The organism is Pseudoalteromonas sp. Z1A8, from assembly GCF_011378855.1.
Taxonomy (GTDB): domain Bacteria; phylum Pseudomonadota; class Gammaproteobacteria; order Enterobacterales; family Alteromonadaceae; genus Pseudoalteromonas.
On the sequence record NZ_WTLB01000013.1, the window covers coordinates 39,818 to 64,825 of the forward strand.

Consider the following 25,008-nt stretch of genomic DNA (forward strand, 5'->3'; position numbering starts at 1 on the left):
GTTATATAAATTTAATACAGTTTATTTGTCAGTCGTCATTTTTAGTGCTGTTTCTAACTCTTTTGCAGAAGGGTCAAATAAGGCATTTAATAATCCAGCTAATCGAATACCCGCCTGTTGTAAGCGCGTTTTTACGATAGGCGTATTGTTATAAATGTAGCTGTATCCAACTTCGTCGTTGGTGTACTTATAAATTTTTGTTGCTAAGTTGTGCGATTCTTCAACCCAAGTTTTAGGTGAGCTTTGTAAGTACTGTGCAATCAGTTCGCTGTTATTAGTATCGATAAATTGCGCGTATTCAGTGAACGACAAGTTTTCGTTTTCAACTAGCTTTGTATCCCAAAGGCTATGAAGATTTGTTTCTTCATTAAAAAATGAAACCTTTATACGATTACCACCTCTGTCTTCACCTCTGCCTGCATGAAATGGCTGATGGCTATCACCTACTAAATGCACTAAAAAACGTAAACTAAATTGCTTAGCGTCTAACGTGCTATTGGTATCTGTAAGTGTCTGCATTGAGTAGTGAATACCTTCAAGGATATTACTTACAGATTCTTTGTTTTTAGTATGTTCGTGGTTGAAGCTGAAAGACTTACCCGGTGCTGCATTTATATAATGCCAACGAGATGATTTCTTTTGCCAAAATTCACCAGGAGCAGATCGCATTTCATCAGGCCACGTTGATATTTGAGCTAGTGACTCGCCATCTAAATAAGGCTTAATTGCTGCTTTAGTTGTTTCGCTTATATGAGATTGTGCAATTTGCCCTACAATACGATGGCCATTTTGACCCCAAGCATGTGAGTCGGTGCTTGTGAATATCGCACTAACCAAAAGTGCAGAGGATATCGAGTACTTTATACTGTTATGCATTAGAACTTCCTAAATGAATATTTCATGGGGTTGCTATAAGCTAATGCGGTCAATTGTCCTCACTTTTCGTGTTGATAGGAAGGACTTATTAAAATTCATAGTTTCTTATTTAGATTTGATATAAATCAATGGCTTATGTTTAACAGGTAAAATTACTTGTTGTAATAAGTAAGCGAAATTGTTCAAATGCACTATATAATCTTTTTTTGAGTAGCATTGCTTTGAATTTTAAAAATATCGTGTTGCACAAAATGTTAATTGTTACATTTTTGTTTCTATTGTTGGTCGTTACGTGGATTTGCGGTCAAGTTAGTGTATACAACGATGATTTGCATTTTCCAGTTATGATTGAAACCTCAACAGAATGTCAAACAACTGCAACAAGTAATAAAGACCAGCTAATTATTTTCACGCAATCGAAAAAAATAGCCAAGTTATTAACACAGAATTTGTGTTCTGATAACGTAGTGGCTAAACAATATGGCTCTGTAAAAGGGTATTGGGGGTATAGAACCGCAGAAAGCTTTGAGTTTGTTGGTAAAGGAATTGCTGACTTAATTTTAGCTAAAAATAATATTATGGCCGCCTTCAAAGCTGAGTCGACTTATAACTACCAGCCCGTTGTTGGGTTTTCTGACTACACTGCCTTTTTTATATCGTCTAAAGAAAAACCTCGCATTACAAAACAGTACTTTTTAGATAAGCGTATAGGTTTGCTTGATTATCCAACTAGCCGCTCAGGGCACATATTACCAAAGAAGGTATTTAAAGAGCTGGATATTAATTTAGCTAATTTGAAAATTACCTATGCTAGTTCTCATAATGAATTACGTGATCTACTAGCCGACGGAAAAGTCGATATTATTGCTTCATTTTGGAAAGAGAGTGACGAAAAACGCTTTTCAAAAAATTATATTACGCCTTTGAGTAATAATATTTCTGGAACAAGATGGTATTTAAAAATGCGGCAAAACAATACTGATTTGTTGTGTGCAGTTCAGGAAAACTTACTTGCTATGTCTAAAGATCAAAGGTTGCACTACTATCAAAATGTGCAGCCGTTTTGGAGTTGCGGTACTAGCTCAGTAAACTTAAAAGAGGAAGTTAGTGATGAGTAAATATAAGCAATTACTTGTTTTTATATGTTTATTTTTAATTCTATCGTCTGTTTTTTATATTTCTGTAACCCAAAAAAGCCAGCAAGTAGTTAAACAAAAAATAATTCAGATAGAGAAGCAAATAGCACTAGATTTACCCTTACTTGATTTATCAAATGAGCTGCTTAAACACTCAGGCAATAAAGACGCGGTTAATAGCTACATTAAAACCTTAAATAGCTATATCGATTCGGATGATCTTAGGGTTGTTACTATTGTGCCCAAAAGCGAGATGGTAACACCTATAAAGCCCAACCAAATAATACGTAGTTTGAGTACAAACAGCGGGTTTGTATTAGTTGTATTTAGCGTTAAGCACACTCACTTTATGTTGAGTCAGATTATTTATTATTTAATATTTTTTGTTTTAAGTGTGTTGGTTAGCTTTTGGATAAAATTTGCGTTTATTAAGCAAAGTAATAAACAATTGATTAATACAGAGCATCAAACAATTACTGAGCCTGCGCCGCTTGTACTTATTGTTGATCTTAACGATAAAACACTATCGAGTAGCTGTAATCCAGAACAAAAAATGAGTTTAGCTAATAAGCCATTATGCTTTTATTTAGCACTTGTAGAGTATTGTACAAATAACGATGATGTAACGCTTAGTCATAATAAAGATGTACCAGAGGAGCTGCTAGAGCTTGCGAATAAGTATTTTTATAGGTTGATTGAGCTTGGTCACACGGTTAGAAAAAGGCCTAACTTTAATAATAGTCTTGAAAAAACCTTAAGTGAAATACGTGCGGCATTAGATGAAGTGCTTAACGAATGTCCTGAAGAGAAAGAATTATATTATCCCCCAAAAGCATATGGAGAAGGGTCGCGTTCTCGACTGCATAGTTATGGGCTGGCAAATATTAGAAAAGGCAATATTGAAATAATAGGAAAGTAACACAGTTACTTTCCTATTATTATCTTCATTTATTTAGGGGTAAATTCAGCCGCTTTAAGAGGGCTGTTTTTTGATATAAAGTCTTGTAGCGCTTGGGCATCTGTTTCGTCTGTACTAACAAAGCCTTCTTTATTTGTAAGCGTAGGATAACCATCACCGCCTGATGCGTTATAGCTATTTAAACTCATACGGTACGTTTTATTTTTATTCAAAGGTTGGCCATTAATAACCACATTAACTAGTTGGCCATTTTTACGTTCAAACGATAGCTTATGGTACTGTAAATAAGCACCTGCATCCGGTGGGAAGCTTGTTACTGTATTTAAGTAATCCCATAAATCACTGCCTTGCCAGTCCATATAAGTAATACGATTTTTAAAAGGGTGTACTTTTAAAACATCTTTATAACTTACTTCACCCGCTTCTATTGAACTGCGAATACCACCACCACTTATTAGTCCAAAGTCTGCATTTACTACATTCATTTGAGCTTGAATAATTACGCGCGCAAGATTAGTCTGTTGGTAGCGAACTTTGTTTCTGTCGCCTTCTAAGCGAGCATCAACTTCACCAATGGTACCTTCAATTTGTTTAGCGCCTTTTGCTTGGTATACCGCTAAATAAGATTCAAGTTTTGGGTCTGGTTTAATGTACTCGTTTGCTAATACTTCTTTAGTAGAACCATCAGCTTGTACTTGATCAACATACAAATTAACTGGCATAAGTTTGTAGTCAAGTAACGTTAATTTACCGTTTTCAAGTTTAAACTCAGCTTTACCAACATACTTACCCCATTCATGGGCTTGCATAATGTAAGTACCGTTTTGTTGGTCTGGTTTACAGGCAAGGCCTGGTTTAAAGTTGTCGTCATTTACATTTGTATCACTCATACATACAGGTTCTTGAGAGTGACCACCAATGATCATATCAAGCGTGTTTGCTGGCAATGAACGAGCAAGTGTTACATCACCCGGTGCATTAATACCAAAGTTAGCATCAACATAATGACCCATATGGGTTAGTGCGATTGTAATATCAGGGTTGTACTTAGCTTTTATTTTTTTAGCTAAGCTTGCTGTAACGTCAACAGGGTCTTTAAACTCTAAGTGCCCAATATATTGAGGATTACCAATTTTAGCTGTGTCGGTTGTTGTTAAACCAATAACAGCAATAGTTAATCCATTCTTTTTAAATATTTTATAGCTATCAAACGCGTGTTCGCCTGATTCTTTTTCAAATATATTGGCTGATAAAAAAGGAAAGTTTACCCATTTTTGTTGCTGCTTCAATACATCAATAGGGTTGTCGAATTCGTGATTCCCCAATGCCATTGCATCGTAACCAATCAAAGACATACCTTTAAAGTCAGGCTCTGCTTTTTGTAAATCTGACTCAGGAATACCCGTATTAATATCACCACCAGAAAGAAGTAATACCGCATGACCTTGTTTTTGAGCTTTACTGCGTAAAGAGTCTATCAGCGTTTTACGGGATGCCATACCATATTCGCCTTTTTCGTTGTGCCAAAAGCGTCCATGATTATCGTTAGTATGAAGTACAGTAAGATATTGAGTTGCAGGAGAGTTACTTACACTTGAGTCGGTTGTAGCCGATGTACACCCAAGTACGCTTAAAAAAACTGAAAATAAAATAATTATTCGCATAAAATACCTGTCTATTAAGGCCCACTTAATTTATTGAGCGGCTAGTTTAAACTAGTTTTATGCGAAAAAAACGTACTTATTTACATTTCATCTTAATTACGGCTTGTTGCAGCAGTTTCTCTGCGTTTTAATTCTTTACTCGCATATTCAGATTTTTCATGGTTTGCTGCAATCATCCACGTTAAAAAGCTGGCAGGTAGCTTTGTGTAAGCTTCGCCTCTGTGTAAACCAAAGTCGCAAATTGTGTGTCGTGTGTTTGACATTATTATTACCAGTGTTTTTTATTTTGGTTGATAGTAGCAAAAGTACACACAGGGGAAAGATGATTTAGCTTTAGCTGTTTTAATTTTTATAACTAAAAAGAATATATAAAATGTAATTTAAATGTTACCGAGGCGGTCTAATTTGTATCAATCACCTCTTTATCATCGATTTTTTAACTGAATAATATTAACTTACTTGTATTAACAATTATTTAAATAAATATAACAACAGGATATAACATGAAAAAACTCTTACTTGGCTCAGCACTCGCCGCAGCAAGCTTTACAAGTACTGCCACTATTATCGAAATGAACACGAGCCAAGGTGTCATAGAAATTAACTTATTTGATCAACAAACACCTAAAACAGTCGCAAATTTTTTAAGTTATGTTCAAGATGATTCATATAACGAAACAGTGATTCACCGTTCTGTGAGTAACTTTGTTATTCAAGGTGGTGGATTTACATACTCTGATTCATTAGATGCAATTACTACAAAGCCTGCCGTAGAAAATGAGCCTGTTTTTTCAAACGTTAAAGGCACCATTGCAATGGCTAAGTTATCAGGCAATGAAAATAGCGCTACAAGTCAGTGGTTTTTTAATATGGCTAATAACAGCGCAGGAAGTGCAGCGCTAGATACACAAAACGGCGGTTTTACTGTGTTTGGGCAAATAACAGCAGCGAGTCAGTCCACTTTAGATAAAATCGCCGCATTGGTGCATTGTGGTGATACACCGGTGGTTGGTATTACCACTGAGCAATGCTCAAGCAGTGATGTAGCCATTAGTAATGCTAATTTGGTAACTATTCAAAGTGTAACCGTGATGGATGATGATCCAAATTCTTCTGCTGGCCTTACTGTAACTGAAAACACGTTAATTGACTCAGGTGCACCAATAAACTCAGATAGTAGTTCTGGCGGTGGGCTAGCGTGGCTTTTAGGCGCTTTTTTACTTGTGCTTCCTCGCTTAAGACGTGCTAAATAATTAAATCTAACCGAGTAGTAATGTGGCAGGCGTAAATTGCCTGCCACATTACTACTTAGCATGAGCTGTTTAAAGCATTACTCGCCAAACCATTGCCAGCCAAATGGAAAATACACAAATACACCCTAGTAAAAACACTTTAAAACGTGCTCGTACGTTATTTTCACCTAAATGAATAACACTATGCACAATACGTGTTGCTACAAATAAACAGGCCAGTATAGCCACAAGTGTACTGGTGCTATTTAGTTGTAGTGCAAGTAAACATCCCGCGTAAAAAAGCACAGGTATTTCAAACTGATTCGAAAAGTTTCTATCTGCAACCCTAATAGTGTCGCCAGCCTTATCTAACTGCATTGTTTTAAAATCGCTTAAATCTAGCTGATTGTTTTTAGCTGCTGCAAAGCGCCTTTTACCCATAATGAGCATGACAACCAGTGAAAGCGTAACGTGTGCAAACATGGCAAGTATGATGATTTTTTCCATCGTTTTTCCTTATTATTATTTAGGGTTTGTGTATATTTTGATATTGAGTGAATTTTAATCACGGAAGGTTGGTAGACTCGCAACTAATATCCGATTATGAAGACATTTTTCACAATGTGTTACACAAAATAGCGTTATTTTGTAGAAAGTTATTAATCGAAAATGTTAGTTTAGATTAACTATATTGCTTTGAATTGGCGCATGCTATTTTGCGCAATACTTTTTAATGGAAAACAAAAATGAAAAAGATTATTGGTTTTAGTGCTATTGCACTTGCAGTTTTAAGTGGTTGTTCAAATACGGCTTCGGTTTCTGTGGCGCCTCAGGCCTCTTTATTGTCAGATACGTTGGTCGTAAGCCCTAACGATAACCGCGAATATAAAACACTTAAATTAGCAAACGACATTGAAGTTATTTTAGTGTCTGATCCGAGCGCTGAAAAATCAGCAGCGGCACTAAGCGTTGGTGTTGGTTTACTACACGACCCAATGTCGCAACAAGGTATGGCGCATTATTTAGAGCATATGTTGTTTTTAGGCACAGATCGTTACCCAGACACAAAAGGGTATTCTGATTTTATGACCAAAAATGGTGGTGCGCACAATGCGTATACTTGGCTCGATATTACTAATTACATGTTTAAAATTAATAACGACGCGTTTGATGAAGGACTAGATCGTTTTTCTGACTTTTTTAAAGCGCCTAAGTTATATCCTGAATACACAGACAAAGAAAAAAATGCAGTAAACGCTGAATGGTCAATGCGCCGCGAAATGGACTTTTTTGGACAATTTAAATTAGCACGTAAAATGATGGGCGATCACCCCGCTAATCGCTTTTTAATTGGTAACCTAGAAACACTGGGCGATAAAGAAAACAGTTCGCTTCATAAAGAAACGGTTGATTTTTATAATAAATATTACTCTTCAAATATTATGAAAGTAGCGCTTATTTCTAATTTATCGATTGCAGAAATGGAGCAAAAAGCGCAAAAATACTTTGCTGATATAAAAAATAAAAACATCGAAAAACCAACAGTAACTGCAAAACTTGATTTTGATAACGCTGGCGGAAAACGGGTGTTTTATGCACCTAATGAAGATGTAAAACAGCTACAACTTGATTTCACCATTGCTAATAATAATAGCGAATTTGCACTTAAACCAAACCGATTTGTAGCGTATTTACTAAGTAATGAAATGCCGGGCAGCCCAGCGCAACTTCTTCGTGATAAAGGGTGGGTATCTCAGCTTTCAGCTTCAGCTGCACCAAATCAATATGGCAACTACGGTTCGTTAAATGTAAATGTAGAGCTTACAGATGAAGGCATGAAAAATCGTGACGAAATAGTTGCGACTATTATGCAGTACATCGATTTAATTAAAAAAGAAGGCGTTGATAGCAAGTACTTCAACGAAATTCGCACATCACTAAATAACCAGTTTAAGTTTTTAGAAAAAGGTGATGAGTTTAATTATGTAAGCTCGCTTACACAAAGCATGCAAGACTATCCGTTAAATCACGCTATTAATGCGCCATATTATTATGCAAAATTTGATGCAGATGCTGTAAATAACGTACTTAAGCAGTTAAATGCCGATACTCTTCGTATTTGGTATGTGTCGCAGCAAGAAGAAACAGACTCGCAACTACACTTTTACGACGGCAAGTACCGCATCAGTGATATTAGCGATGATGAAATTGCCAGCTGGAAAAAACCAAGCGAGTTTAAGCTAGCACTGCCAACAGTAAACAATTTATTACCTGAAAACTTTGCAATAAAAACCCAAGCTTTTAAAGAGCAAAAACACCCTGAGCTTGCTTACGATAAAAATGGTGTAAAAGTATGGCGCCAAGCAAGTCAAAAGTTTGCAGAGCAACCAAAAGGGCTTGTTGAAGTATATATAAATACACAACCGGGTTTGAACGACATTAAAGCAGAAGTTTTATACTCTGTTTGGGCTGATTTATACAACATTCAACAAAGTCAGTTAAGTACCGAAGCTGCGATAGCAGGTATGAGCGTAAGCCTAGCACCGAGTAATGGTCTTGTTTTATCTATGAGTGGTTTTACAGATAAACAAGATGTATTACTTAAACAAGCTTTAACCGGATTAAAAGCCGATGAAACAGCACAAGCATTTAGCCAAGCAGTTGATCGCTTTAAACGTAATTTACTAAACCAACAAAAACAGTTTCCGTATGCACAAGCATTTGGTGAATATTCAAAACTAACGCGTACAGGTGGTTTTGATACAGACGCGCTTATTAAAGCCGCTGACTCACTGAGTGTTGCCGACTTAGCACAATTAAAAACAGCTACGTTTGCACAAAATGATTTACGCGTATTTAGTTACGGTAACTACAACCAACAAGATATTAACGCAATTGCAAAAGAGCTAAGCGCAACACTACCAAGTAATCATACCCGTACTGCATTTGCACGTAGTAAAGCATGGTTACCACAACCAGGTGAAACGCTGGTACTGCAAAAAGATATTGATGTAGCTGACGTAGCCGTAGTTGATATGACGGTTCACCCAATTGCTGGCTATAAACAAAAAGCACAGGCGGCAGTATTACAAAGCCACTTTAGAACTGTTGCGTTTGATAAAATGCGTACTGAGGAGCAGCTTGCTTATGCAGTAGGTGCATTGGCTCGCCCAATTGAAGATTACTCAGCTATTGGTTTGTTTATACAAACACCAGTTAAAGGCCCTAAAGAAATTCAAGCTCGTTTTGATAAGTTTAAAAAAGAATATGCTGTTGAGCTTGATAACATGAGTGAAGAGACGTTTGAGCAACTTAAAAATTCAACCCTTGTATCACTTAAAGAACAGCCTAAAAACTTAAGTGACGAAATGAGCCCACTTATAAGTGATTGGTACCGTGAAAACTTTACCTTTGATTCTAAGCAAAAGCTGATTGATGAAGTTGAAAAAGTAACGCTCGCTGATATAAAAGATTACTACAAGCAAACAATGCTTAACCCTAATGCAGCACGTTTAAATGTGCAGTTACGTGGTACTAAGTTTATTAAAAGTGACTTTGCTGATTTACCTAATCAAACAAAAATCACAACGCTTGATGCCTATTACAATGGTATTAAACTACAAAAGTAACCTTTACTTATACAGCTAAAAATAAACCCCAATGTATTACTACATTGGGGTTTATTATTTATTAAGCCATTATTAAAAAGCCTATAACCGCCAACGCAGCAGCAATCAGTGTATATGGCAATTGTGTAACGGCATGGCTCATTAAATTACAACCAGAACCTTGCGCTGCAAGTACGGTTGAATCTGAGTAAAAACACGCTTGGCTACCAAAAGAAGAAGCCGATAATAGTGCCCCAATTACCAAGGGGATGTTCGCATCAACCGCATTTGCCAGTGGCATAACAATCGGAATTGATACAGCAAAAATACCCCAACTCGAACCCGTTGCAAACGCTAAAATAGCCATTGAAATAAATACCACTGCCGGTAAATACCCTGCAGTCATGTAAGGGCTCAAGCTGCCAATAACAAACTGAGGCAAACCAATTAAGTCGCATACATCTTTAAATATAAACGCCGCTATAACAGTACCAATCGCGGGGATCATACTTTTAAAGCCATCAAGCATGCGCTCAATCATTTCACTTACGCTCATTAATTTTTGTAGCGCATAAAACGGGATAGTCACCGCCATTGTGGCTAGTAAGCCTTTGTATACGTCTATTTCAAAGTAAACAGTAAATGCGACGAGTAAAATAATAGGCACTAAAAAATTACGTAATTTACCTTTAGGATCGGCATCTTCAAAGTTTTCTTCAGCTGCTTTTACTGCGTATTCATCCGCTGTTTGAACATCATTGTATTGAGCTGGATCGACTTGAGCTTGCTCAATTTGCGCCATTTGTTCTGCTTTTTTCATTGGCCCAATCGCAGGAATAACACCCAACACAACAAGTAAAACAACAAGCACTGCAAACCACGCGTAAAACATGTACGGAATAGCTTGAATATAAACAGCAATACCTTTGCCTTCTTCAGCAATACCGTTATCCACCAGTAAGCCACCAAAAAATACCGCCCAGGTAGATAAAGGGACAAGTACACAAATAGGTGCAGCAGTTGAGTCAACAACATAGGCAAGCATTTCGCGGCTAACTTTAAATTTATCGGTAATGCGTTTCATGGTTTCACCCACGGTAAGCGCATTTAAGTAGTCATCAATAAAAATAACCACACCCAAGCAAAAGGTCATAAACAAAGATGAACGCTTACCTTTGGTGTATTTAAGGGCTAACTTACCAAAAGCCGACGCGCCACCTGTACGTACTAATAGCGCGATAAGAGCACCAAAACCACCACATACAAGTATTAGCCAGCCGATGGTTTCGTCTGTCATCACTTTTAGCGATGTACTCGCAAAGTTAGTAAGTACTTGTGCAGGGTCGGCTATAACTAAACCAACTAATGCACCGATAAGTAAAGATAAAATAGGGCGGCGTAATACAACAGCCAATACAACCACCACTAACGGTGGTAGTAAACTCAACGCAGAAGGTTCAAGCATTTAAGTATTCACAAAATTAAAAGCATGCATAAAAATTAAATTAATTTTCAAGCTGCTTATACAAAAACAAAGAAGATGATAAGTTTGTTGTTAAATCATCTTCCAAGTCACTGCTTTTGTACGCGAGGGAGGGACACATAAACAGTTATGTTAAATAGCAGCTTAAGTGAAACGCGTTGGCTTTGGCGCCAGACGGTGCAAGGAGTGCAAACCGCTATTGTTGTGCCTGTAAAAACATCGGCGCAAAAATAATCTGCTTTTGTATTTCAGTCAACAAAAAAACACATGATTGATAAAATTTATTAGAGGCGGCTTTAATAGTGTGATTCATATGGCTCACTTTTTTGTGGCGCGGAGTGTTGAGCAGGATGAAAATTATTAAAGAAGGAGTTTTAAGCGAAAGGTACGGCGGTAATTGATGATAAAACCGCCGTGCTTGCATTTTTACTCAATGATTAGAGTCTTGCTTGTTCTATTTGTTTTGCAACATTTAGGTTTATATTGAGCCATGTTGCTTCAAGCGTTGAAACTAAACCATCGTAGCCGTCATCATCAATAGCTACTACGTTTGAGAAGTTATGAATGCTGATCAAACGCCTGCCGGTCTCTGGGTGTGTGTAATATAATCGCCAAAGACCAGAAATATCAGCGTTACCTTGCATATCGCCATTAAAGTGGTGAATCTCGTACTCAAGTTCATAAAACGTTTGTTGATCGAGTTCAGTAATCACCGGTAAGCCCTTTATCACCATCCAGTTAGGCATAGCATTAAAAAGTGTTTGCTGGGCTGTTGCAGTAAGCATTACATCCGGCGATTCACCCCACAGGTTGTAATTAGCAGCATGTATTTGGTTGCTATCTATTTTCATAGCGATGCCCAAATTATTTAAAGCGCCTCTAAGTACAACAGTTTGTATTCTTAGTTGCGCATCTGTATCTGCAACGTTTCGAGACGATGCGCCTATAGGCTGCTCAAACTGATAATATTGTGTCGCAGTTTGTATTGATGAACTACAACCTGCCAATAGTAATAATAAGCTTGCAGTTAAAAATAACGATTTCATTATTGCTTCCTTGGTTTTGGATCTGCTGGTAATGATTTATCAAAAATTAGCATATTAGGTTGCTCGTTCAAACCGCGAGTAAGTGGCTGTAGGCCTTCACTTAAACGTTTAAATTCTTTTAACGTTTGCTGTATTTGATGATGAAGCTCAGAGCCTGCTTGGTAACTGGCCATGGTTTTATCAAATTGGCGCATGGTTACTTCAAACTGCTCCATACTTTTTGTCATTTTTTCAAAGTTACGGTTAAAGTCGCCTGGTAAGTTTTGTGTATCTTTTTGGCTTAGCAGCTCTCGCATTTCATTAGCAAGCGCTCGGTAATCGGTAAATGTGGCTTGCATTTGTTCTAAGCTATCTTCAACTTTTAAGTTATTTACTTTATTAAGTACGTCAGAGACTTGGTCTGCTAATACGGTTATGCCGCTAGAAATACTCGGAAAAACATCATACTGTACAAGTTTACCTAGTTGCGCTTGTGGTGCATCGGGGTATATATCAAAATCAACATACACAGCACCTGTTAATAAATTACCTGGCTTTAACGACGCACGCATACCACTTTCAATCCAGCCTTTTAAACTGCCTTGCCAATACTCTTTAGCCGAGGCGCTATCGTGATACAAGCGTCCGTATTCAACTTTTATTAATACTGGCACAGCGGTGCTGTTATTTCTAAAGTGTGCAGGTTTACCGTCAAGAATTACATTGGCTGGGGCTTCTACCACTGTACCTACGCGCATACCTCTATACTCTACTGGAGCACCTGTGCGTAACCCTCTAATTGATTGTTCAAACTCAATTAGGTAGTAATCAAAATCGTAAAAACGCTCCTCAAGTGCTTCTTTGTAACTTTGACTTAGTGAAAAGCTATACCCATCATCAGCTATATCGCCTGGGGCTTGTTGCTCAGGTAAGCCAACCGAAATACCGCCTTTTAAAAGCTTGCTTAAAGAACCTGTATTAATATTTATGCCATCGGCAGACAGGTCAATTTCTATTCCTGCGTTTACCCAAAAAATAGAGTTATTGGTGATGAGGTTTTGATATGGTTCTTTAATAAATACGCCGTACTTCATTGCTTGGTTTTCCCAATCAAAAGTGGCGGTTTCTATTTGACCTATTTTGTAGTTTTTGAAAAATATACCGGTACTTACATCAAGTACTTCAGCGCTGTAGCTCATTAATTTAAAACGGCCGCCTTTTACATCTTTACCAATAAGGGCGGGTTCATCTTGTAATTGAAAGCGCTCTTTTAATTCTTTACTTTCACCTGGCGAAAACTCTAAATATACACCAGACAATAGCGTGCTCATTCCGCTAATACCCGTTTCATCAATGCGTGGTTTTACGACCCAAATTTTCGCATCATCAGTTAACAAATTATTGTAGTTTTTGTCTATTTGCGCTCGGGCAATAACGCTGTCTTGGGTATCTGATAGTCGAACATGATCAATTTGGCCTATTTTTACGCTACGTACTTTTATTTCAGTTTTACCTGCAATAATGCCTTCGGCTTGTGGCATTTCGATAAAAATCGTAGGGCCTTTATTAGCTTGGTATTGGTATAACATCCACATGCCTACTAACAGCGCAATTGCCGGAATGATCCAGATAGCGGAAATTTTCGGTTCTTTTGTTATTTCGGCAGTTTCGGTCATGCTTTGTTCTCTGATTTTTTATTTTTGGGTGAATCCCACAATAAACGTGGGTCAAAGGCATGGGCAGCCATCATTTGGCATATTACCATAATTGTAAAAAATACAATGCCTAATCCTGGCGTTACTGACATTAAATTACCCAATTGAACTAAGGCAACTAAAATTGCCACCACAAATACATCTATCATTGACCATTTGCCAATAAACTCAGTCAGTTGATAAATTCGCGTGTAACTTTTTGTATGTCTGTTTGCAGGCCTTGTTACCATTATGCATAAAAAGCTCAATACAAAAGCTTTAGCAAGTGGCACCACAACGCTGGCTAAAAAGATAATAGCGGCAATAGGGTAGGAGCCACTTTTCCAAAGTGTAATTACGCCACCAATTAAAGTTGAAGGTGATTCATCCCCAAGGCTTGTAGTATGCATTATGGGTAAAATATTAGCAGGGATATAACAAACAACAGAGGTTATTAGCCATGCAGCAGCTTTTTGTACGCTGTAAGGGTTTCTGACGTGTGTTTTAGTATGACAACGCTGACAAATATTACCCGTACAAAGTTGATGGCACACATGGCAGGCTTTAATATTTTCATCTATTGCACGTTTAGCATGCTCTGCGCCTTCGAGTATTTTTACAGGCTTTATTTGAGCCCACAAGCGTGGGCGGTTTAAGTGAACAAGCGCCGCTATATATAAAATAACAAACCCCACATAAGCCCAAAAACTCGTACCAAAACTAATATCAGCCAGCGACATGATTTTAACCATACTAACCAGTACACCGATTAAAAATATTTCCGACATAATCCAGGGCTCTAACGCAAGGGTGAACTTTAGTAGTCGCCTTGCAATCCCCTCTGGTAATGTTTTTAAAAGGCCAAGATGCAAAGGAATTAAAATAAGAAGCAAACCCATAGGCAGAGCAATAATGCTCAAATCGATAAATAAGCCAAGCAGTTCACTATCATAATTAAATAAAATTCGGGCAGCATCGGGCAGAGTAATTGTTTGAGTAATACCACTACTGCTAAAAGAAATAAACGGGTAAAACATACTACTAAGTAGCATGAGTAGGGCACTAAAACTTAGTGCGACAATTCGGCTGTCGTGATTAACATCAGCTTCGCAAAGTTTGTGGTGGCAGTGCGGGCATATCGCCATTTGTTTTGCGATTATGCGAGGTATATCTATGATCAGATCGCAGCAGGGGCATACAGTTTGCAATTTAATACCAAGCATGAAGAATATTTCTCCAATTTTGCAATATTTAATGCATTAATACAACGCGAACAGCTAATAAGCATTTAATGGCCAAACAATTTAATATTGTTTGGCCGTGTTTTTAATCAAATAAAGCGACTGTTTGGCGTGTAAGGGCTATTAACTCACCCGACTGCGACCATATACAGCCATCTTCTAAACCGTAACCATCTTTTGAATGATGTGTAATTGCTTCAAAACCTAGCCACTCGCCGGGAGTTAAATTTGGCTCTTGTACAAACTCTAAATACCACGACATGCTACTTGCCGGCGCAGGTTGTTTGAACATTTGTAAGAGGGTTGGCGGCCATGCATCGGTAAGTGCAATAACATGGGCCTCTGTTATCTGCTCTGGCGTATGCTTAAAGCGCATCCAACCACCTAGGTGAGACGTTTCTGCACTACTAAATGGCATACCACCTTGTTGTGGGCATAAATCAACATGCTGAAAAAACTCAGGCATCTGACCTTTTATAAAAGGTAATTTATGACGCGCATCTACCGGCTTTAAGCCCAATGACTTTGAAACAGGCACATTAATGCCCGAGTCTCTGCTTTTTGCAAAACACGCTTGTACTATTACACATACTTGTTCATTTTGAATCGCTTTGGCTAATACCTGTGTACTACTTTTACCTTGGCGTAGTATTTCAACCGACAATGAAAAAGGAGTATCGGCCAGTAATGGCCCTACAAAATTAGTACTGAGAGAGAGTAAGCGACGATCATTCGTTACCTTACCTCTAATTGCTTGATAAAGTAATGCAGCAGAAAGGCCACCAAACGCGGTTCTGCCTTGGCACCAATTTTCTGGAAATTGCATGGTGCTAGTTGATTGTTCGATATTATCTGAATTTCCAAGATTTGCGGCTTGTTGAAGTAATTGCTCAAAATGCATGTGGATGTCCTTTTAAAGTGCGATTTAATAAATTTATAACACAACCCAACTAGTCAGACCAGTAATTAAAAACCTCTCTGGCGGTGTAAAAATCACCATTCCTTACAATTATCAGGGTTATTTTGTAAATAAATCACAAAAAATGAATTTTTTTTCATTTTTACAGTTGAATTAAGTTTGCAGCATCCCTATTAACTAAGTCATCGAACGTATTAACGAATATTGAAGTTGGAGAAGTTTCATGGGTAAAATTATCGGAATCGATTTAGGTACTACAAACTCTTGTGTTGCAGTACTTGATGGTGGCAAAGCACGTGTTATTGAAAACGCTGAAGGCGATCGCACAACCCCGTCTATTATTGCTTATACGCAAGACGGTGAAACATTAGTTGGTCAATCAGCTAAACGTCAAGCGGTTACTAACCCGACAAACACATTATTTGCAATCAAGCGTTTAATTGGTCGTCGTTTTGAAGACGAAGAAGTACAACGCGATATCGGCATCATGCCGTTTAAAATTGTTAAAGCTGACAACGGCGATGCATGGGTAGAAGCGGGCGGCGAAAAACGCGCTGCACCACAAATTTCTGCTGAAGTACTGAAAAAAATGAAGAAAACAGCTGAAGACTTCTTAGGTGAAGAAGTAACTGAAGCCGTAATCACAGTACCTGCATACTTTAACGATTCACAACGTCAAGCAACTAAAGATGCGGGTCGTATTGCGGGTCTTGAAGTTAAACGTATTATTAATGAGCCAACTGCTGCGGCACTTGCTTACGGTATGGATAAAAACCGTGGCGAAAACGTAGTTGCAGTATATGACTTAGGTGGCGGTACTTTCGATTTATCAATCATTGAGATTGATGAAGTTGAAGGCGAGCACACTTTTGAAGTACTTGCTACAAACGGCGACACTCACTTAGGTGGTGAAGATTTCGATAACCGCGTAATCAACTACTTAGTAGCTGAATTCAAGAAAGATCAAGGCTTAGACTTAAAAACTGATCCTCTTGCAATGCAACGTGTTAAAGAAGCTGCTGAAAAAGCTAAAATAGAACTTTCATCTGCACAGTCTACTGAAGTAAATCTTCCGTATGTAACTGCTGATGCATCTGGTCCTAAGCACATGAACGTGAAACTAACACGCGCTAAGCTTGAGTCACTAGTTGAAGATTTAGTAATGAAGTCTCTAGAGCCGCTTAAACGTGCACTTGCTGATGCTGATTTATCAGTAAGCGACATCAACGACATTATCCTTGTTGGTGGCCAAACACGTATGCCTTTAGTACAAAAAACGGTTGCTGATTTCTTCGGTAAAGAGCCACGTAAAGATGTTAACCCTGATGAAGCAGTTGCAGTAGGCGCAGCGATTCAAGGTGGTGTATTAGCGGGTGATGTTAAAGATGTACTTTTACTAGACGTTTCTCCATTATCTCTAGGTATCGAGACAATGGGTTCAGTAATGACTGCATTGATTGAGAAAAATACGACGATTCCTACTAAGAAATCGCAAACATTCTCAACAGCTGAAGACAACCAATCTGCTGTAACAATTCACGTGTTACAAGGTGAGCGTAAACGTTCAAGCGATAATAAATCTTTAGGTCAATTTAACCTAGAAGGTATTCGCCCAGCACAACGTGGTACACCGCAAATTGAAGTAACATTTGATGTTGATGCTGATGGTATCTTACATGTATCTGCTAAAGATAAAGATACAGGTAAAGAGCAAAAAATTACGATTCAAGCATCTTCTGGCTTAAGCGATGAAGAAGTTGAAAAAATGGTTCGTGATGCAGAAGCACATGCTGAGGACGATAAAAAGTTTGAAGAACTTGTAGCTGCTCGTAACCAAGCTGATGCTTTAGTTCACGGTACTCGTAAGCAAATTGAAGAAGCTGGCGATGCATTACCAAGCGAAGATAAAGAAGCGATTGAAGCTGCTGTTGTAGATTTAGAAGCTGCAATTAAGAGCGACAATAAAGAAGAGATTGAAGCTAAAACTCAAGCTCTTGCTGAAAAGTCTCAAAAACTGATGGAAATTGCCCAAGCGAAAGCACAGCAAGGTTCAGCAGATGCAGGCGAGCAACAGCAATCAGCTAAGCAAGACGACGACGTTGTTGATGCAGAGTTCGAAGAAGTGAAAGACGACAAGTAATTGTTGCTACCGCTTCTCGCTAACCAAAAACACTTAACTACGTTAGTTGTTTAGGTTAGGATGAACAATTGAGGCGCGCGAGCAATAGCTTGTCGCGCCTTTTGCATGTGTTTAAGGTTCAAAAATTCAATGATAAATCGATGCGATTTATCGGTTTATCCTGCAGCTTATGCTGCAAACAGAAAAGAGTAGTGTGATAGATATGTCAAAACGCGATTATTACGAAGTCCTCGGCGTAAGCAAAGATGCGAGTGAGCGAGACATAAAAAAGGCGTATAAACGCTTAGCGATGAAATATCATCCAGATCGTACCGCAGGCGATAAAGATCTCGAAACAAAGTTTAAAGAAGTTAAAGAAGCGTACGAAATTTTAACTGATAGCCAAAAACGTCAAATGTATGACCAACATGGTCACGCAGCATTTGAACAAGGTGGCGGCGGTGGTCACGGTGGTTTTGGTGGCGGCCATGGCGACTTTGGTGATGTATTTGGCGACGTGTTTGGTGATATTTTTGGTGGCGGCGGTGGCCGACGTCAATCTCGTCAGCAACGAGGATCTGATTTACGTTACAACATGGATTTAAGCTTAGAAGAAGCGGTTCGTGGTAAAGAAGTTGAAATTAAAGTACCTACATGGGTTGGCTGTGAGCCGTGTGATGGCAGCGGTGCTAAAGCGGGTTCTAAACCTAAAACATGTACAACGTGTCATGGTGCTGGCCAAGTGCAAATGCGCCAAGGTTTCTTTGCTGTACAACAAACGTGTCCAACGTGTCAGGGACAAGGTCAGATTATTTCAGATCCTTGTAATAAATGTCACGGTCAAGGCCGCGTAGAAAAAACTAAAACGCTTTCAGTTAAAATTCCAGCTGGCGTTGATACAGGCGATCGTATCCGCTTAACAGGTGAAGGCGAAGCAGGAATGCACGGCGCGCCATCAGGCGACTTGTACGTGCAAGTATCGGTTCGCGAGCATGAAATATTTGTACGTGAAGCAAACAATTTATACTGTGAAGTACCAATTAGCTTTACGACAGCAGGTTTGGGTGGCGAAATTCAAGTGCCAACACTTGATGGCCGTGCAAAACTTAAAATACCTTCTGAAACGCAAACAGGCAAAATGTTCCGTATGCGTGGCAAGGGTGTTAAGTCTGTACGCAGCGGCGCTCAGGGCGATCTAATTTGTAAGGTAGTAATCGAAACGCCAGTTAATTTGAATGAGCGTCAACGTGAACTATTAACAGAGTTAGATGAAAGCATGGGCACAGACAGCTCAAAAAACCGACCTAAAGAGCAAGGCTTTTTTGACGGTGTTAAAAAGTTTTTTGATGACTTAACTAAATAAATTTACGTTTAGTTATTAATAAAACGGCGCTATTTTAGCGCCGTTTTTTTTGCTTAAAATTGTGCTACTTTAATATTAATTCAGCAATATGATAAATGATTATGACACCAGCTATCGAACTATTAAAAAAACAAAAAATTCCCTTTGAAGTGCTCAGCTATGAACACGATACAAGTAATAGCCATTATGGGCTTGAAGCCGTTGAAAAGTTAAATTTAGATAGTGCTCAGGTATATAAAACTCTCGTTCTTGAAACGCACGAAGGCCAACTAATTGTTGCTGTCACCCCTGTTTCTCAACAAGTTAACTTAAAACAGCTAGCAAAATTATGTGGTACTAAAAAAGTAGTGATGGCTGCCCCACAAAAAGTCCAAACTAGCACGGGTTATATTTTAGGTGGAGTAAGTCCTCTTGGGCAAAAAAAACGTCTAACTACGTTTATTCATAGTAGTGCTTCACTGTTTAGCACTATTAATGTGAGCGCCGGAAAACGAGGCTTAGAAATTGCACTCTCACCAACTGATTTGGCTGTATTGACTAACGCTAAATTTGGCGATTTATAGACTTTATTTTGTATAATTACCTTCTGTACAGGTAATTAATTCAAGTTAAGCCATTTGCTCAATCCCCTATTTGTAGCTACATTTAGAGTATCTTTATACCGTTAATATTTAATACTAAACGGTATTATACTTTTGTATACGGCTGTTTGTATGAACCTTTTAGATGTTGATTATTTTGCAATACTTGTAGCTGCACTTTCATCTTTTATGCTTGGCGGTGTATGGTACTCAAAAGCTTTATTTAAAAATGCATGGCTAGAAAGTATTGGCTTAACCGACCAAGATTTGCAGTCGGCTAATCCTAAGTTGATATTTGGCGGCAGCTTTTTTTTAGTGTTTATAGCGGCTTTAATGCTGTCTCTTTTTTTAGGTAAAGACGCAAGCTTAGGTGAAAGTATAGGGACTGGCTTTATTATCGGCTTTTTTTGGATTGGCAGTTCATTAGGATTAAGTTATATATTTGAGCAACGTCCTTTAAAGCTTTTTTTAATTAACGGGGGGTATCACATTTTACAGTTTTCGTTAATGGGGCTTATTTTAGGGCTATGGCCGTAAAATTTTAATAACCATTAACGCCTAATTTGATTCTTATCTACGAGTAGAGTAGTTTTATATAATCTCCATTTACATGATTGGTAAAGGTATTAATGAAAATATTAGTTGTTGATGATATGCCGCTTATGCGTCATGTATTAATTAATATGTTGAGAAAACTAGAGTATAGCAATATCGTTGAAGCCACTGATGGATTGCAAGCTTTGGCTTTTTTACACAATCAGCATTTTGATTTGGTTATTACAGACCTCCATATGCCAAAAATGAATGGTGTTGATTTACTCGCAAATATTAGAAAAGATGAAGCTCTTGCTGATATTCCTGTATTGATGGTCACCTGTGAAGATGGTACAGATAAAGTTAAGCAAGTTATTGCAGCTAAAGTGTCGGGGTTTATAATTAAACCTTTTAATATGAATGTATTATCATCTCAATTAAACCGCTTCTTTTTTAAAGATTAGGCTGTATTTATTTATAGCCACAAAACTATTATGAGCTTATTCTCAATAAACATACCGCATAAAAATTCTAAGTTCCTGTTGTAACCTTTACCTATCTAAACTGATATCATAGTTAATTACTTTTTATAATCCAGTAGGACGTAATGGCAAAACCCAATAAAAAAGGCCCTACTAAAACGGTCGATATTTTTTGCTCAGCCTGTAAAGCTTCGTTATTTAAATACCGAAAAGGAGGGAAAGGGGCATTAGTTAAGTGTTTTAAAGAGCGTATTAGTCAAGACTTTACAAGTGAGCCATGTATTTGCCCTAACTGTAGCCGTCCATTTGCCCGAGAAGCTATTATTCGTGGTGCACCAGCCTATAAAATTATCGGCGGAAAAGTAACGTTTAAATAAAGTTTTGAAGTAAAGCCTTCTCCATACGGACATATGGCCTTGTTAGAATTTACCATATTGATAGAATCGCTCGGTTTGCTGTTTCAATGAATGAAAAAACACCCTCCCCATGGATTGGGCCAGTTTATTGGGTTATTTTAAAAATGGATAAAGGATAGTTTCGTGATAGCACTCTTATTTGACATCATAGGCATGACAGGTACTTTTTTAGTAGTTGGTTCATTTTTCTTACTGCAGCTAGGTAAAACGTCTCCAGCTAGCCTAACGTATAATATGATGAATTTAACAGGGGCGATTTTATTGTTAATTAGCCTTTGCTATAACTTTAATTTAGCAAGCTTTGTGATTGAAATATTTTGGATAGCCGCATCATTAATCGGTTTATACAAATACTTAAAAAACAGATCAACTTTAGCTACAAATTAATAAAGTATTAATTTTGTTCTACATCTTAGGCACTGCAAACATAACTGTTTGCGGTGTTTTTTGCTTTTAGGGTTAAATTTAGTTAGTAAGTATAATTAAATGCTTTTGTTAACAAAAAGTTTATATATCTGTGTCCTATAAGTCGTTACACTAGCTGCCTTAAATTTTTAGGCTATTTCTCGGGCAGGCCATGTTTACGTTTTCTAAAAAAATAATTACAGTATGTTTATTATTAGTATTAATTTTAGTTGTTACATTTTGGGTAGGCCGCACTAACGATATTGAAAAAGCAACGGTGCAAGCACAAAGCCAAATTACTCAATTAAATAATTATATTGATACAGAGCTAGCTCGTTTTTCTGCTATTCCACAACTGCTCACTTACAATCAGTTAATGATTGATTTTGTAAGTGGTGAGCAACAACATTACAACGCTATTAATAACTACTTGGCCGACATTCAACAGGCAAGTGGCTCCTCTGATATATTCGTACTTAATACTCAAGGCGAGGTTACAGCGAGTAGCAATTGGCAAGTTGATTACACCTTTTTAGGTAGTAACTTTGCATTTAGACCTTATTTTAAACGTGCCTTCGCAGGCGAAAAAGTGGCCTATTTTGCCTTAGGTATGCGCTCAAAAGAGCGAGGAATTTATTTTTCACAAGCGGTTTATCACGACAACAAAGCGGTAGGTGTTGTGGTATTAAAGGTTAATGTAAGTAAATTTGAAAATGATAGAGAGCTTTTAAATACATCAATGGCGAGTCATTTTTACTTGCAGCTTGCTGATGACGTTATTGCTATGTCGGATGTGCCCGCTTGGCGTTTAAATAGTTTTAGTGAGTTTGATATAACGCAGCGTCGTGATATTAAATTACGCAGAGCGTATTTAGATCATCAACCTGCATATGTTGAGCAATTTCAATATATTAGTGAAGGTATAACGCATTATAAAATAAATAAAAAGTTATATGTAAGCGCAGCTAAACCACTGCGTTATTTTAGCGCAAATATGTATGTGCTTGTTGATGTAACCTCTGTAAATTCGGCGCAATTACCTCGATTATTTTGGGTTAGTGTTATTTACGGTTTAATAACTATTATAGGCTATAGCTTACTGGCTCGTTTTGCTGGCTATAAAAAACTTTTATATTCAAGACACAGTCTAGAAACAAAAGTAATTGAGCGAACACAAGAGCTTGAAAAAGCACAAGTTGCGCTAGTGCAATCTGCTAAGCTGGCCACAATAGGGCAGTTAAGTGCAGGCATTAATCATGAAATAAATCAGCCATTAAGTGCAATTAACACTTACCTTGCAAGTGCTAAAAGGTTATTAGCTAAGCAAAACTATAGCGCTCTAGCTGAGAGCCTTAATGTTGTTGAAGGGCTTGTTGATCGAGTGCATAAAATAGTCGGACAGTTAAAGCATTTTAGCAAACCCTCACAAACTCAATTACGGCCTCACCCATTGGCGGGTTTAATTAATAACGCTTTAATGATAGCCAGCTCGCAATTAAAGCAAGATAACGTGCAAGTAGATCCACCTCAAATAGATGGTGCGTTGATTGTATGGGTAGATTCGCTTAAATTTGAGCAAGTGCTGGTTAATCTGATTACTAATGCAAGCCAGGCAATGAATGGCGCAATAGTTCGTAAATTGAGCTTTAAGGTTGAATGCTTTGATAACCGCGTAAAACTTTCAATTTTAGATACCGGTTCGGGTATCGAACAACATGCATTTGGTAATTTATTTGAACCATTTTACAGTACTAAAGCAAGTAATGGTTTAGGGCTTGGGTTATCTATATCAAAGCAAATTATTGATTCGTTTAGCGGATCTTTAAGTGCACATAATAGATTGGAAGGGGGGGCTGAGTTTATAATAAGCTTATCGAGTACGCAGGATAAAGCAGATGATTGAACAATCAGCATGTAAGCACATCATTATTATTGATGATGAAGCTATGATCAGAGATTCATTAAAGCAATTACTGACCCTTGAAGGCTATACAGTTGAGTGTTTTAGCGATGCAAGCGCCGCCTTAACCAAGCTCAACCGCCGTTTTATGGGCGTGGTGCTTAGCGATATAAATATGCCCACAATGGATGGGATAACACTGCTTGAGCAAGTAACTGCCTTTGACAGTGAGCTTCCGGTTATATTTTTAACAGGTTATGCCGATGTAACAATTGCTGTAAAAGCGATGCAACTAGGGGCCTATGATTTATTTGAAAAGCCACTTAATGAATCACTACTCGATTGCATAGCTAGGGCCTGCGATAAACGCAGCCTAGTGATTCAAAACCGCGCATTAAAATTAGCTGTACAAAAAACCTCAGCACCCGGCGTTCGCATATTGGGTGATACGCCTAAAATGCAAGACATGATGCATTTGCTAAATACCGTAATTGATACCCCTGCTGATGTGATGATTGAAGGCGAAACAGGCACGGGTAAAGAGCTTGTAGCACGTTATTTACACGACCAAAGCATTCGTTCTAGCTCTAACTTTGTTGCGATTAATTGCGGCGCAGTGCCTGAGCAATTAATAGAAAGTGAGTTATTTGGCGCAGCAAGTGGTGCCTACACGGGAGCAACTCATGCTCGCAAAGGTAAGTTTGAATTTGCGCAAGGCGGCACCGTATTTTTAGATGAAATTGAAAGTACGCCTATGTCGCTACAAGTTAAATTACTGCGTGTATTAGAGGAGCGCAAAGTAACCCCTGTTGGTGATAATAAAGCAATTAATTTAGACATACGAATTGTGGCTGCAACTAAAGTTGATTTGCTCTCGTTGGTTGAAAAAGGCGAGTTTAGAGCTGATTTATACTACAGACTCAGCTTAGTAAAAGTAAACATACCGCCACTGCGCGCCCGAAAAGCCGACATATTACTTTTGTTTAAGCATTTTAGCTCTATTGCAGCAACGCGTTACCATAAACCACCAGCCCCTCTTAATAGCGAATTACAGCAGCGCTTAATTGCATACGATTGGCCAGGTAATGTAAGGGAGCTCAGAAACCAAGCTGAGCGCGCCGTTTTACTCGGTGTTGAGCTGGCTTTTGTCGTTACAAAAACGCAGTCTCAAGGTGAACTATCTCCCGATTTAAGTCTATCTGAAAAAGTCTCATTTTATGAACAATCCCTAATAGAAGAGGCGTTAGAGCGACACCATGGCAGCATTAAAAATACAATGGAAACACTGCAAATTGCCCGTAAAACCCTCTACGATAAAATGAGTAAATACAATTTAAACCGTGATATGTTCACTGACTAACGTGTGCGGTATTTGTGACAATCTAATTATTTTAATGTGTGGAAAACCGCA

Annotated in this window: 22 protein-coding genes; 13 read left to right on the forward strand and 9 right to left on the reverse strand. The window is 38.1% G+C overall.

The window, feature by feature from the left end; genetic code table 11:
- Positions 1–21 precede the first annotated feature (21 nt).
- Entirely contained in the window at positions 22–876 is an 855-nt protein-coding gene (locus GQR55_RS07115) for a S1/P1 nuclease (RefSeq protein ID WP_166420036.1), read from the reverse strand.
- 251 nt (positions 877–1,127) lie between these two features.
- On the opposite strand from GQR55_RS07115, the gene GQR55_RS07120 reads away from it, so the two are divergent.
- On the forward strand, positions 1,128–1,994 hold the full coding sequence (locus GQR55_RS07120; RefSeq protein WP_197180260.1) for a hypothetical protein: 867 nt from the start codon (positions 1,128–1,130) through the stop codon (positions 1,992–1,994).
- Positions 1,987–2,931 carry a hypothetical protein gene (locus GQR55_RS07125; protein WP_166420037.1) on the forward strand — a complete coding sequence of 315 codons (945 nt, stop codon included), beginning with the start codon at positions 1,987–1,989 and terminating at the stop codon, positions 2,929–2,931. Before GQR55_RS07120 ends, GQR55_RS07125 begins: the two co-directional genes overlap by 8 nt.
- A gap of 29 nt (positions 2,932–2,960) precedes the next feature.
- Here the strand turns inward: GQR55_RS07125 and ushA are convergent, their stop codons facing one another.
- Together ushA and GQR55_RS07135 are read right to left on the reverse strand one after the other, a co-directional pair.
- On the reverse strand, positions 2,961–4,595 hold the full coding sequence (ushA, locus tag GQR55_RS07130) for a bifunctional UDP-sugar hydrolase/5'-nucleotidase UshA (RefSeq protein WP_166420038.1): 1,635 nt from the start codon (positions 4,593–4,595) through the stop codon (positions 2,961–2,963).
- A 92-nt stretch (positions 4,596–4,687) separates the two neighbouring features.
- A complete protein-coding gene (locus GQR55_RS07135) occupies positions 4,688–4,858 on the reverse strand; it encodes a hypothetical protein (RefSeq protein ID WP_165741117.1) in 171 nt (56 codons plus the stop codon).
- Between the two features lie 240 nt (positions 4,859–5,098).
- On the opposite strand from GQR55_RS07135, the gene GQR55_RS07140 reads away from it, so the two are divergent.
- Positions 5,099–5,848 (forward strand): peptidylprolyl isomerase, encoded by a 750-nt coding sequence (locus GQR55_RS07140; RefSeq protein ID WP_166420039.1) that lies wholly within the window; start codon positions 5,099–5,101, stop codon positions 5,846–5,848.
- Positions 5,849–5,917: 69 nt separating this feature from the next.
- Here the strand turns inward: GQR55_RS07140 and GQR55_RS07145 are convergent, their stop codons facing one another.
- Positions 5,918–6,334, reverse strand: coding sequence for an MAPEG family protein (locus tag GQR55_RS07145; RefSeq protein WP_166420040.1), 417 nt, complete (start codon positions 6,332–6,334; stop codon positions 5,918–5,920).
- A 239-nt stretch (positions 6,335–6,573) separates the two neighbouring features.
- Between GQR55_RS07145 and GQR55_RS07150 the strand changes: the two genes are divergently transcribed.
- Entirely contained in the window at positions 6,574–9,456 is a 2,883-nt protein-coding gene (locus GQR55_RS07150) for an insulinase family protein (protein ID WP_166420041.1), read from the forward strand.
- A 61-nt stretch (positions 9,457–9,517) separates the two neighbouring features.
- Here GQR55_RS07150 and GQR55_RS07155 read toward each other — a convergent pair whose 3' ends face one another.
- The 5 genes from GQR55_RS07155 to GQR55_RS07175 form a co-directional block, all read right to left on the reverse strand.
- A complete protein-coding gene (locus GQR55_RS07155; protein ID WP_166420042.1) occupies positions 9,518–10,900 on the reverse strand; it encodes a Na+/H+ antiporter NhaC family protein in 1,383 nt (460 codons plus the stop codon).
- Positions 10,901–11,355: 455 nt separating this feature from the next.
- A complete protein-coding gene (locus GQR55_RS07160) occupies positions 11,356–11,964 on the reverse strand; it encodes a PqiC family protein (RefSeq protein ID WP_166420043.1) in 609 nt (202 codons plus the stop codon).
- Entirely contained in the window at positions 11,964–13,619 is a 1,656-nt protein-coding gene (pqiB, locus tag GQR55_RS07165) for an intermembrane transport protein PqiB (protein ID WP_166420044.1), read from the reverse strand. The genes GQR55_RS07160 and pqiB overlap by 1 nt, the downstream gene beginning before the upstream one ends.
- Positions 13,616–14,782: a paraquat-inducible protein A gene (locus GQR55_RS07170; protein ID WP_240916832.1), complete on the reverse strand. Its 1,167-nt coding sequence runs from the start codon at positions 14,780–14,782 to the stop codon at positions 13,616–13,618. The genes pqiB and GQR55_RS07170 overlap by 4 nt, the downstream gene beginning before the upstream one ends.
- Before the next feature lie 181 nt (positions 14,783–14,963).
- Positions 14,964–15,779, reverse strand: a complete 816-nt coding sequence (locus tag GQR55_RS07175; protein WP_166420045.1) for a thioesterase family protein — start codon at positions 15,777–15,779, stop codon at positions 14,964–14,966.
- Positions 15,780–16,020: 241 nt separating this feature from the next.
- On the opposite strand from GQR55_RS07175, the gene dnaK reads away from it, so the two are divergent.
- The 9 genes from dnaK (at position 16,021) to GQR55_RS07220 (ending at position 24,957) form a co-directional block, all read left to right on the forward strand.
- Positions 16,021–17,937, forward strand: a complete 1,917-nt coding sequence (gene dnaK / locus GQR55_RS07180) for a molecular chaperone DnaK (protein ID WP_166420046.1) — start codon at positions 16,021–16,023, stop codon at positions 17,935–17,937.
- 202 nt (positions 17,938–18,139) lie between these two features.
- Entirely contained in the window at positions 18,140–19,279 is a 1,140-nt protein-coding gene (gene dnaJ, locus GQR55_RS07185; protein ID WP_166420074.1) for a molecular chaperone DnaJ, read from the forward strand.
- 101 nt (positions 19,280–19,380) lie between these two features.
- On the forward strand, positions 19,381–19,842 hold the full coding sequence (gene ybaK, locus GQR55_RS07190) for a Cys-tRNA(Pro) deacylase (RefSeq protein WP_166420047.1): 462 nt from the start codon (positions 19,381–19,383) through the stop codon (positions 19,840–19,842).
- A gap of 150 nt (positions 19,843–19,992) precedes the next feature.
- On the forward strand, positions 19,993–20,397 hold the full coding sequence (locus GQR55_RS07195; RefSeq protein WP_166420048.1) for a DUF1761 domain-containing protein: 405 nt from the start codon (positions 19,993–19,995) through the stop codon (positions 20,395–20,397).
- Between the two features lie 92 nt (positions 20,398–20,489).
- Complete coding sequence (locus GQR55_RS07200) at positions 20,490–20,858, forward strand: response regulator (RefSeq protein ID WP_166420049.1); 369 nt, start codon at positions 20,490–20,492, stop codon at positions 20,856–20,858.
- Between the two features lie 143 nt (positions 20,859–21,001).
- Positions 21,002–21,253, forward strand: a complete 252-nt coding sequence (locus GQR55_RS07205) for a hypothetical protein (protein WP_024598562.1) — start codon at positions 21,002–21,004, stop codon at positions 21,251–21,253.
- A 162-nt stretch (positions 21,254–21,415) separates the two neighbouring features.
- On the forward strand, positions 21,416–21,679 hold the full coding sequence (locus GQR55_RS07210; protein ID WP_166420050.1) for a hypothetical protein: 264 nt from the start codon (positions 21,416–21,418) through the stop codon (positions 21,677–21,679).
- A 190-nt stretch (positions 21,680–21,869) separates the two neighbouring features.
- Complete coding sequence (locus GQR55_RS07215; RefSeq protein WP_166420051.1) at positions 21,870–23,600, forward strand: ATP-binding protein; 1,731 nt, start codon at positions 21,870–21,872, stop codon at positions 23,598–23,600.
- Positions 23,593–24,957, forward strand: coding sequence for a sigma-54 dependent transcriptional regulator (locus GQR55_RS07220; protein ID WP_166420052.1), 1,365 nt, complete (start codon positions 23,593–23,595; stop codon positions 24,955–24,957). Before GQR55_RS07215 ends, GQR55_RS07220 begins: the two co-directional genes overlap by 8 nt.
- The last annotated feature ends 51 nt before the right edge of the window (positions 24,958–25,008 follow it).

Excerpts from the sequence above, each read along its gene's own strand:
- GQR55_RS07115 (WP_166420036.1), bottom strand. The coding sequence starts at position 876 with ATGCATAACAGTATAAAGTACTCGATATCCTCTGCACTTTTGGTTAGT.
- GQR55_RS07120 (WP_197180260.1), top strand. The coding sequence starts at position 1,128 with ATGTTAATTGTTACATTTTTGTTTCTATTGTTGGTCGTTACGTGGATT.
- GQR55_RS07125 (WP_166420037.1), top strand. The coding sequence starts at position 1,987 with ATGAGTAAATATAAGCAATTACTTGTTTTTATATGTTTATTTTTAATT.
- ushA (WP_166420038.1), bottom strand. The coding sequence starts at position 4,595 with ATGCGAATAATTATTTTATTTTCAGTTTTTTTAAGCGTACTTGGGTGT.
- GQR55_RS07135 (WP_165741117.1), bottom strand. The coding sequence starts at position 4,858 with ATGTCAAACACACGACACACAATTTGCGACTTTGGTTTACACAGAGGC.
- GQR55_RS07140 (WP_166420039.1), top strand. The coding sequence starts at position 5,099 with ATGAAAAAACTCTTACTTGGCTCAGCACTCGCCGCAGCAAGCTTTACA.
- GQR55_RS07145 (WP_166420040.1), bottom strand. The coding sequence starts at position 6,334 with ATGGAAAAAATCATCATACTTGCCATGTTTGCACACGTTACGCTTTCA.
- GQR55_RS07150 (WP_166420041.1), top strand. The coding sequence starts at position 6,574 with ATGAAAAAGATTATTGGTTTTAGTGCTATTGCACTTGCAGTTTTAAGT.
- GQR55_RS07155 (WP_166420042.1), bottom strand. The coding sequence starts at position 10,900 with ATGCTTGAACCTTCTGCGTTGAGTTTACTACCACCGTTAGTGGTGGTT.
- GQR55_RS07160 (WP_166420043.1), bottom strand. The coding sequence starts at position 11,964 with ATGAAATCGTTATTTTTAACTGCAAGCTTATTATTACTATTGGCAGGT.
- pqiB (WP_166420044.1), bottom strand. The coding sequence starts at position 13,619 with ATGACCGAAACTGCCGAAATAACAAAAGAACCGAAAATTTCCGCTATC.
- GQR55_RS07170 (WP_240916832.1), bottom strand. The coding sequence starts at position 14,782 with ATGGCGATATGCCCGCACTGCCACCACAAACTTTGCGAAGCTGATGTT.
- GQR55_RS07175 (WP_166420045.1), bottom strand. The coding sequence starts at position 15,779 with ATGCATTTTGAGCAATTACTTCAACAAGCCGCAAATCTTGGAAATTCA.
- dnaK (WP_166420046.1), top strand. The coding sequence starts at position 16,021 with ATGGGTAAAATTATCGGAATCGATTTAGGTACTACAAACTCTTGTGTT.
- dnaJ (WP_166420074.1), top strand. The coding sequence starts at position 18,140 with ATGTCAAAACGCGATTATTACGAAGTCCTCGGCGTAAGCAAAGATGCG.
- ybaK (WP_166420047.1), top strand. The coding sequence starts at position 19,381 with ATGACACCAGCTATCGAACTATTAAAAAAACAAAAAATTCCCTTTGAA.
- GQR55_RS07195 (WP_166420048.1), top strand. The coding sequence starts at position 19,993 with ATGAACCTTTTAGATGTTGATTATTTTGCAATACTTGTAGCTGCACTT.
- GQR55_RS07200 (WP_166420049.1), top strand. The coding sequence starts at position 20,490 with ATGAAAATATTAGTTGTTGATGATATGCCGCTTATGCGTCATGTATTA.
- GQR55_RS07205 (WP_024598562.1), top strand. The coding sequence starts at position 21,002 with ATGGCAAAACCCAATAAAAAAGGCCCTACTAAAACGGTCGATATTTTT.
- GQR55_RS07215 (WP_166420051.1), top strand. The coding sequence starts at position 21,870 with ATGTTTACGTTTTCTAAAAAAATAATTACAGTATGTTTATTATTAGTA.
- GQR55_RS07220 (WP_166420052.1), top strand. The coding sequence starts at position 23,593 with ATGATTGAACAATCAGCATGTAAGCACATCATTATTATTGATGATGAA.